Source organism: Streptomyces sp. NPDC002619, assembly GCF_042889305.1.
In the GTDB taxonomy this organism is placed as follows: domain Bacteria; phylum Actinomycetota; class Actinomycetes; order Streptomycetales; family Streptomycetaceae; genus Streptomyces.
The window spans coordinates 170,288-178,413 of the sequence record NZ_JBIAQV010000017.1 but is presented as its reverse complement, the minus strand read 5'-3'; the positions used below and the strand labels follow the sequence as shown (position 1 = coordinate 178,413).

General features: G+C 67.1%; 6 protein-coding genes. 2 read left to right on the top strand and 4 right to left on the bottom strand.

The genetic code is table 11. The features are described from left to right. Positions 1 to 179: 179 nt before the first annotated feature. The 3 genes from ACFYXB_RS25705 to ACFYXB_RS25695 form a co-directional block, all read right to left on the bottom strand. A complete protein-coding gene (locus ACFYXB_RS25705; protein WP_389586359.1) occupies positions 180 to 893 on the bottom strand; it encodes a YoaK family protein in 714 nt (237 codons plus the stop codon). 199 nt (positions 894 to 1,092) lie between these two features. Next, positions 1,093 to 1,755: a hydrolase gene (locus ACFYXB_RS25700; RefSeq protein WP_389586364.1), complete on the bottom strand. Its 663-nt coding sequence runs from the start codon at positions 1,753 to 1,755 to the stop codon at positions 1,093 to 1,095. A gap of 330 nt (positions 1,756 to 2,085) precedes the next feature. Next, a complete protein-coding gene (locus ACFYXB_RS25695; RefSeq protein ID WP_389586358.1) occupies positions 2,086 to 2,880 on the bottom strand; it encodes a class E sortase in 795 nt (264 codons plus the stop codon). A gap of 249 nt (positions 2,881 to 3,129) precedes the next feature. Here ACFYXB_RS25695 and ACFYXB_RS25690 point away from each other — a divergent pair, with 249 nt between their 5' ends. Both ACFYXB_RS25690 and ACFYXB_RS25685 read left to right on the top strand, forming a co-directional pair. Next, complete coding sequence (locus ACFYXB_RS25690) at positions 3,130 to 4,140, top strand: SEC-C metal-binding domain-containing protein (RefSeq protein ID WP_389586356.1); 1,011 nt, start codon at positions 3,130 to 3,132, stop codon at positions 4,138 to 4,140. Positions 4,141 to 4,282: 142 nt separating this feature from the next. After that, complete coding sequence (locus tag ACFYXB_RS25685; protein ID WP_389586354.1) at positions 4,283 to 7,450, top strand: DUF3427 domain-containing protein; 3,168 nt, start codon at positions 4,283 to 4,285, stop codon at positions 7,448 to 7,450. Here the strand turns inward: ACFYXB_RS25685 and ACFYXB_RS25680 are convergent. Next, positions 7,437 to 8,078 carry an ATP-binding protein gene (locus ACFYXB_RS25680; protein ID WP_389586362.1) on the bottom strand — a complete coding sequence of 214 codons (642 nt, stop codon included), beginning with the start codon at positions 8,076 to 8,078 and terminating at the stop codon, positions 7,437 to 7,439. The genes ACFYXB_RS25685 and ACFYXB_RS25680 overlap by 14 nt on opposite strands. Between the last annotated feature and the right edge of the window lie 48 nt (positions 8,079 to 8,126).

The window sequence follows — 8,126 nt, the reverse complement described above, 5'->3', positions numbered from 1 at the left end:
GGATCTTGCCGTTGCGGACCACGAGGTCGGCGAGGTGCTCGGTGGTGAGCGGAGGGAGGCCTGCCACAGGCATAGTGGCCATGGAAATCAACTCCGGGGAATGCGTGGGGTGTTGTGCGGGGCGGGGGATACCGGCGGGGACAGAGGCCTGCGCGGCCGGACTTCCCGTGTGGGCGGCGTCAGTTGGCGGAAGGGCCGGCCTCGGCAGACTTGGTGGCCGGCGCACGCGGGACAGCCAGGACGCCGACGGCGGCGCCGAGGGTGCTGACCAGCAGGGGCCAGCCCAGCCCCGTGTGCCGTACGAGCAGAGCTCCCACGAACGCGCCCACCAGCATGGCCAGTACGGAGGCCAGCCGGCGCCCGACGCGGGGATTGGCACCGCCCGCGAGACTCGAGTCGGAGGCCAGCCCGGTCAGCGTGAGCGTCAGCACGGTCGTCGTCACGTCGGGCACGGCGAGCTTGCGCACCGTCCCGTTCCGCAGGCCCATGGCCAGCGCGGACACCGCGATGAGCGCGAGGACCGCGTGACTGGTGACGAAGGCGATGACGGTGGCGATGCCCAGCAGCACCGTCTCGACGGCCAGGATCAGGCGCAGCCAGACGGGTTTCGTCCGGGGACGCAGCACGCCCTCCAGCCGGCCGGCGATCCCCGCGCCGACCAGGAAGGCGGCCAGCGACACCAGCGAGCCGAGCACGGAGAAGCCGGGCACACCGGCGGCGGCGAAGCCGATGATGACCACGTTGCCGGTCATGTTCGCCGTGAAGACGTGTCCCAGACCGACATAGCTGATGGCGTCGATGAGTCCGCTGACGCCGGTCACCGTCATGAGGGCCGGCAGGAGGGGTTCACGGGCGCCGGTCGTATGGGGGGCCGACGGTTGGTTGAGGTTCACTGTCGCTTCCTTGGGTCGGGGCCCAGGGTCCGGCGGTAGCCGGTGATGGAGGGGTTGCCGCCGGTGTGACGCGGCGCGGGACGTCCGCCCGCGCCGCGTTCACCACCGGGGCGCCGGGTGCGCGGGCGCCCACGGCGATGAACCGGCTGCCGGCCGGAGGAAGGGGGTACGCCGTCCGGCCGGCAACCGGGGTACGGGGTCAGCCCGCGGCGTGGGCGCCGAGGACGGACTGGGCGTAGACGAGGCCGAGGCCGTACGCGCCGCCGTGCTCCTTGACGAGCTCGGTGACGGGGACGTAGGTCTCCTGGCGGGCCCAGTCGCGCTGCAGCTCGAGCAGCACCTGGATCCAGGTCACCGGCACGGCGCCGGCCTTGACCATCCGCTCGATGGCGTGCTCGTGCGCCTGCGGGCTGACGCCACCGGAGGCGTCGGTCACCACGTAGACCTCGTAGCCCTGGCTCAGCGCCGACAGGGTCGGGAGCACGAGGCAGACCTCGGTCCACAGACCCGAGATGATCAGCTTGCGGCGGCCGGTTGCCTTGACCGCCTCGACGACATTGCCGTCCTCCCAGGCGTTCATCGTGGTCCGGTCGATGATCTCCTGGCCCGGGAAGACGTCGGCCAGCTGGGGCAGCAGCGGTCCGGAGAACGACTCGGCGGCGACGGTGGTGAGGACCGTCGGCACGTTGAACACCTTGGCCGCCTTACCCAGGCCCACCGTGGCGTTGATGATCGACGTGCGGTCGCCGCTGCCGGTCCCGAAGAACATCTGCGGCTGGTGGTCGACGAACAGCATCACCGAGTTGTCGGGGGTCAGCAGGTCAGGGCTGGGGGCGGCCTTGACGTTGGCGGCGTTGAACATAGCGGGTTCCTTCTCTTGTTCTGGTACGCGCGGGGACTCGGTACGGCCGAACAGGCGGCCTATCCGTGCGAGCAGTCCCTGCTCTCGGTTGGTGGATGCCGGCATCGCGGCCTCCTCGGACGTGCTGGCGGGGCGGTGATCCGCCCCTCCGGAAGAACTCTTCCTCGGAAGAGATTTCCTCGAAAGAGATTGAAATGCAAACTATCTGGGTGTGGGCTGCGTCACACGGTCAGGGGGTGATCACGACGGCCGGCCGAACCGCCCCGGACTCGGGCGGCCGGGGCGCACGAAGGGAGGGCGAGGCGCACGAAGGGAGGGTGGGTGGTGCGTCTACGCCCGCGGCCGCATCGACAGCAACTTCCCCCACACCACCAGCCGGTACCGGGACGTGAACTCCGGCGTGCAGGTGGTCAGGGTGAGGTAGTAACCGGGGTCGGTGTAGCCGTACGCGGGTCGCACGGCGGAGCGCGGTACGGGCCGTAGGACACCGGAGTCGCGGGGCGACGTCTGCGGGAGGATCTTGTCGACGGCGTAGGTGTAGGTCGCCGTCCGCGTCTCCACCTGAACCGTGTCCCCGGGGCGCAGTCGCGGCAGGTACCGGAAGGGCTCCCCGTGGGTGTTCCGGTGCCCGGCGAGCGCGAAGTTGCCTGCCCGGCCGGGCTGTTGGGTGCCGGGGTAGTGGCCGACGTACCCCTTGTTGAGCACGTCCTGCTTGCCGACGCCCTCCGCGACCGGCACGCGCAGGTGCAGCCGGGGGATGGTCAGGACGGCGTACGCCCGGGAGTCGTCGGCGCGGACGGTACGGGTCGTGGTGTACGGCCGCCTCGGGGTCGCCGTCGTAGCCGTACCCGTACGTCCCGGTCGCGCCGAGGGTGCCGTGGACGCCGTACCGGAGCCGGAGGGAACATCCGGCGAGCCCGCCGCCCCACTCCCCCACTCCCGCTCCAGCGCCTCCACCTTCCGCTCGGCACCCCGTTTCGCCTCCCGGTTGGTCCACCACAGCTGGTGCACGACGAGCAGCAGGAGTACGACCCCGACGGTGACGAGGACCTCACCCCCGCCCCACAGCACCCGCCGGCGCCGGGCACGCCTGCGCCGCGTCCCGTGCTCCACGACAGGCACCACGCGAACGCCTCCTCGCCCTCCTCGCACTCCTCGCCGAAGCCGCCCGCACGATAGGCGCGCCGCCTCCAACTCACCAGAGCCATCGGCGATTTCACCCGGAACCCGGCTTCCGGACGTCGTGCGGCGAAGTCGGTGCAGACGCTCCAGATCGACGGAGTGACTGTGTAGGAGCCGTCCGTACGGGAAGGGCAGACCATCACACCTCTCCCTCCCTCTCGTTTGTCGCTGGTCGGCAGTACCGTGTCCCCCATGCGCCCCGACACGCCTGCCGAGAACGTCGACCACACCGCCGAAGCGGCACGCCTGGAGCGGACCGCCGGCCTGTATCCCGAGGACGCGGAGGCCCTGCTCCTCCAGGCCGCGGCCCACCTGGAACTCTCCGGCGACCGCCCCGCCGCGACCACGCTGTACGACCGCCTGCTGTCGTCCGACGGCGATCTGGACAACCCTCACCTGGTACGAGCCCTGAAGGCGTCGAACCTTTGGGAGTACGGCCACGAGGCCGAGGCTCGCGCGATCATCGAGGGACTCCGCGTCGCCGCCCCGCGCGACCCGGCCCCCTGGGTGATCGTCGCGGAGGCCCTCGAATCCCACGACGAACTGGAGGCTGCGCAGGACACGTTCACGGAGGCGGCGACGCTGCTGCTGAGTGAAGCGCCGGAGCCCCCATACGCGACCCGCCCCCTCCTCTTCGGCCGCCACCGCGTGCGCAGGATGCTGGGCGCCCCGCACGACGACTGGGACACCCTGGCGGACACCCTCCACTCGTCCTCGGTGTCCCTGGACGAGCTGCACGACCCGAAACGCGTCTGGTCCCTGGGCTCGAACAACCCGGCGGACCTGGAGGCGGAGATCTCCCGCCTACGAGCGGAGCTCGGCGCATACCGAGAGGCCCTCTCCCGCCCCTTCCCGGTGGCAGTCCTGCACTGGCCGGCGACCGAACTCTCGGAACTGGTCTCGGCGTACCCGTCCCTGGAGTCGGAGTACCCGTCCCATGAGGAGCACCTGGAAACGATAGAGGCCTCGCTGCGGGAGCTGTCCACCTCGGGGACGGCGAACCTGGGCATCGTGACGGGTACGGTCCCGTCGTACGAGGCGTTCGCGGCGTCGGAGGCGTCTTCACCGGCGGAGGCGGCGTTGCTGCCGCAGTATGCGACGACGCTGGCGGCGAGGGGGAGGGCTGTGGTTTGGCCGCCTCAGCAAGGAGTTGCTTGCTGGTGTGGGTCGGGGCAGCGATATGGAGAGTGCCACGGGGCGTGACCGGTCCCCATGACTCCGAGTGTCCGAAAATGATCAACTTTCACCGCAGGATCTTCGATTGTCAGTGACTGCTGTTAGAACAGATCCATATCGGCGCATGTGATCGTGTGCGATCACCCATGAGGGATCAAGAGGAGCAGTCGTGACGGAGTCGGGGGACCTGACGCAGCCGATCGAAGGCGTCTACGAGGAGCTCATCACCGAGAGCCTTCGTGATCGGCTCGACGCCCTCGAAGCAGCAGGGTGGAAAACGATCGATGACGAGGTCACCGAAGAGTCCACACCTCACGTGCTGGCGCGCTACATCGGCGCGGCTGTGGGCCGTCGGCTGAGTCAACTGCCGCACAAGAAGCAGGTGGCCGCAGCCAATCAGATCCTGCGGTCGATCGCCGCCAGTGCACCGGATCCGGATGAGGACGAAACGGTCAGCGCGATCACCGACGGGCCCCGGCAGCTGCTCGCCCTCGCCGAGCAGGAAGCACCCGGTGTCTTCGCGGTGCGTCCCCTGACGCCCCTTTCCGAAACAGCTCTCATCACCAACGCGCCGGATGACCCCAACCTGGGCGCCGAACTGCGAGCAGAGCTCGCCACGGCCGACCGCATCGATCTGCTGTGCGCCTTCGTGAAGTGGCACGGCATACGGGTGCTCGAGGATTCCTTGCGCGCGGCCAGGAACCGCGGCGTCCGCATCCGGGTCATCACGACCACCTACATCGGAGCCACCGAACGGCACGCGCTGGATCGCCTGGTCCGCGAGTTCGGCGCCGAGGTGAAGGTCAACTACGAGATCCGTACGACCCGCCTGCACGCCAAGGCCTGGCTCTTTCGCCGTGACACCGGCTTCGACACCGCCTATGTGGGCAGCTCCAACCTGTCGAAGTCCGCGCTACTGGACGGCCTCGAGTGGAACGTACGACTGTCATCGGTGGCCACCCCGAGGCTGATCGAGAAGTTCGAGGCCACGTTCAGCGCGTACTGGAACAATACGGCGTTCGAGTTGTACGACCCGGATCACGACGGGGAACGCCTTAGCGAAGCGCTGACCCTGGCTGGCGGCAAGGGGACGGGCGATGAGCTGAAGATCAACATCTCCGGGCTCGAAGTACGGCCGTACCCGCACCAGCAGGACATGCTGGAACGTCTCCGCGTCGAGCGGGAGATCCGCGGTCACCATAGGAATCTCCTGGTGGCGGCCACCGGTACCGGGAAGACCGTCATGGCAGCCCTGGACTACCGCAACCTACGCGACCAGCGCGGCGGAGAGCTCCCCCGGCTACTGTTTGTCGCACACCGCAAGGAGATCCTGGACCAGTCACGACGCACCTATCGCGAGGTACTTGCGGACGGCTCCTTCGGCGAACTGCTCTACAACGGGCAGCAGCCTCAGGACTGGACGCACGTCTTCGCGAGCGTCCAGTCCCTCAATCTCCAGCGACTGGAGCAACTGGATCCCGGCCATTTCGATGCCATCGTCATCGATGAGTTCCACCACGCCGAGGCGAAGACGTACCGCCGTGTCCTCGGACACTTCAAACCGGCCGAACTGCTCGGCCTCACGGCGACGCCGGAGCGTATGGATGGGTCCAATGTGCAGGACCTGGAAATCGCCGGAGTCAAGATCTTCGGTGGTCGGATCGCCGCTGAGATGCGGCTGTGGGAAGCCCTCGAGAACGAGCTCCTGTGCCCGTTCCAGTACTTCGGAGTCCCAGACGGTACGGATCTGTCTCAGCTCAACTGGCGAGCGGGTTCCTACGACCGGGACGAGCTGGGGAACCTCTACACCGCCAGTCATGCCCGGGCGCTCATCGTCATCAATCAGATCAAGGCGAAGATCGCCAACCCGTCTGCCATGCGAGCCTTGGGCTTCTGCGTCACCAAGGCACACGCCCACTTCATGGCCAGTTGCTTCAACGAAGCCGGGCTCAAGGCCGCCGCCCTCGACAGCGAGTCGACCACTGCGGAGCGCGAGCGTGCTCTGAGTGACTTGCGGACCGGCAAGATCCAGGTGATCTTCTCGGTTGATCTCTTCAACGAAGGCCTGGACGTCCCAGACGTCGACACGCTGCTCCTCCTACGGCCGACGAACAGCGCAACCGTGTTCCTCCAGCAGCTGGGACGCGGTCTGCGCCGTACCCCGAACAAGCCTGTGCTGACCGTGCTGGACTTCATCGGCCAGCATCGAGCGGAGTTCCGCTTCGAAGAGCAGTTCCGCGCCCTGACCAACCTCTCCCGCAATCGTTTGGTCGAGAGCATCGAGCGCGACTTCCCGCACCTGCCGTCTGGCTGCCAGATCATCCTGGAGGGGAAGTCCAAGAAGCTGGTCCTCGACAACATCCGTACGCAGATCAACTCGACCATCAACACACTGGCGAGAGAGGTCCGGGACTACAGCACACTCGAGCTCGTGTCCTACCTACGCGAGAGTAGGCGTGAGATCAAGGAGCTCTACAAGAGCTCCAATTCCTGGACCAAGGTCCTACGCAAGGCCAGGGTCATCACGGAGGCCGAGTTGCCTGGTGAGGACGAACTCCTCAAGCGCGTCCATGCCTTCCTGCACGTCGATGACCCTGAGCGAGCCGCCGTCTACCTGCGCCTCCTCTCGGACGATGCCCCCGATTACGACTCGCTCTCCCATGGCGAGCAGGTATACGCCCGCATGCTCTTCTTCAACCTGTGGGATAGGGCCGGTGGTTTCTCCAGCTACCGGGAGGGACTGGAATCACTGCGTGTCCAGGAACGGGTCCGCGACGAGTTGCGGCAGGTCCTGGCGTATGTCCTCGACCGGACCGACCACCTCCCTATCTCTCTGGGCGGCCAACTCGGTCGTATCCCGCTGAAGATCCACAGCTCGTACAACCGTTCCGAAATCCTGGCGGCGCTTGGCGTTGCCCGGCTGGGCGGGCAGTTGCCCGGCGTCTTCGCCCAGGGAGTGAGCTGGGTCGAGGAGATCAAGACCGACGCCCTGTTCATCACCTCTGAAAAGAACGAGCGGGACTTCTCCCCGAACGTCCGCTACAAGGACTTCGCGATCAGTCCCACTCGTTTCCACTGGGAGTCCCAGAACGGCACATCCGAAACGTCACCGACGGGCGTGCGCTACCAGCACCACGTCGAACAGGGCAGCCACGTCCTGCTGTTCCTGCGTCGCTACAAGGAGACCAGCATCGGCAAGTCCGAGCCGTGGATGCTGCTAGGCCCGGCCACTTACGTGGAGCACGATGGCAGCAAGCCGATGGCGATCACCTGGGACCTGGAGCATCAGCTCCCAGCCGATGTGTGGTCGTACTCGGCCGCGATCACCAGCGGGTGAGCTTCTCCGCTTCCGCCTCGAAGTGCGTCTGGGCTCGGTCAAGGGCATCATCCGCGTCATGACCGTGCGCCCGAAGCCAGTGAAGGAGGTCGGCGATGGCGCCGATCGCCACCGTCTCTACGGCGGCGGCGCTCAGCCTGCCTGATCCCGCTGGGCACTTCGACTGTCCGGGGTTGTAGAAGTCGAGCACTTTCTCTGCCCTAGAAACATGTGCGTCTGTTCGGTGCCCGTTTGCCGAGGTCAATCCAGTGGCGAGCTCGCACCACGTGATCTTGCGGTCGGAGAGGAGTCGGACTCCCCAGCGTTCGGTGGTCGCGCTGACGAGCGCCATGCCGCGTCCCGTTTCGGCATCAGTGGTTGCATCAACGAGCGTCGGTAGGGCGCGCGTGTCGGGGTCGTGAACCTCGACACGCAGGCACGTGCCGCTCATGGAGACGGCGAGGGTGGCCGGGGTGCCCGAGCCCACGTGTGTGATCACGTTGGAGACGAGCTCGCTGACACAGAGTTGGGCTGCGTCGATCACTTCCGGCAGGCCCCACAGCCCTAGGTGGAGCCGTAGAACACGCCGTAAGCCCGCGACCTCCTGGGGTTCCGCCAGGAACGAAAGGTCCCAAGGCTTCCTCGGCATGCAGGTGTTGCAGTCCAAGTGGCTCAACTCCCTCTGCTAGACGATGAG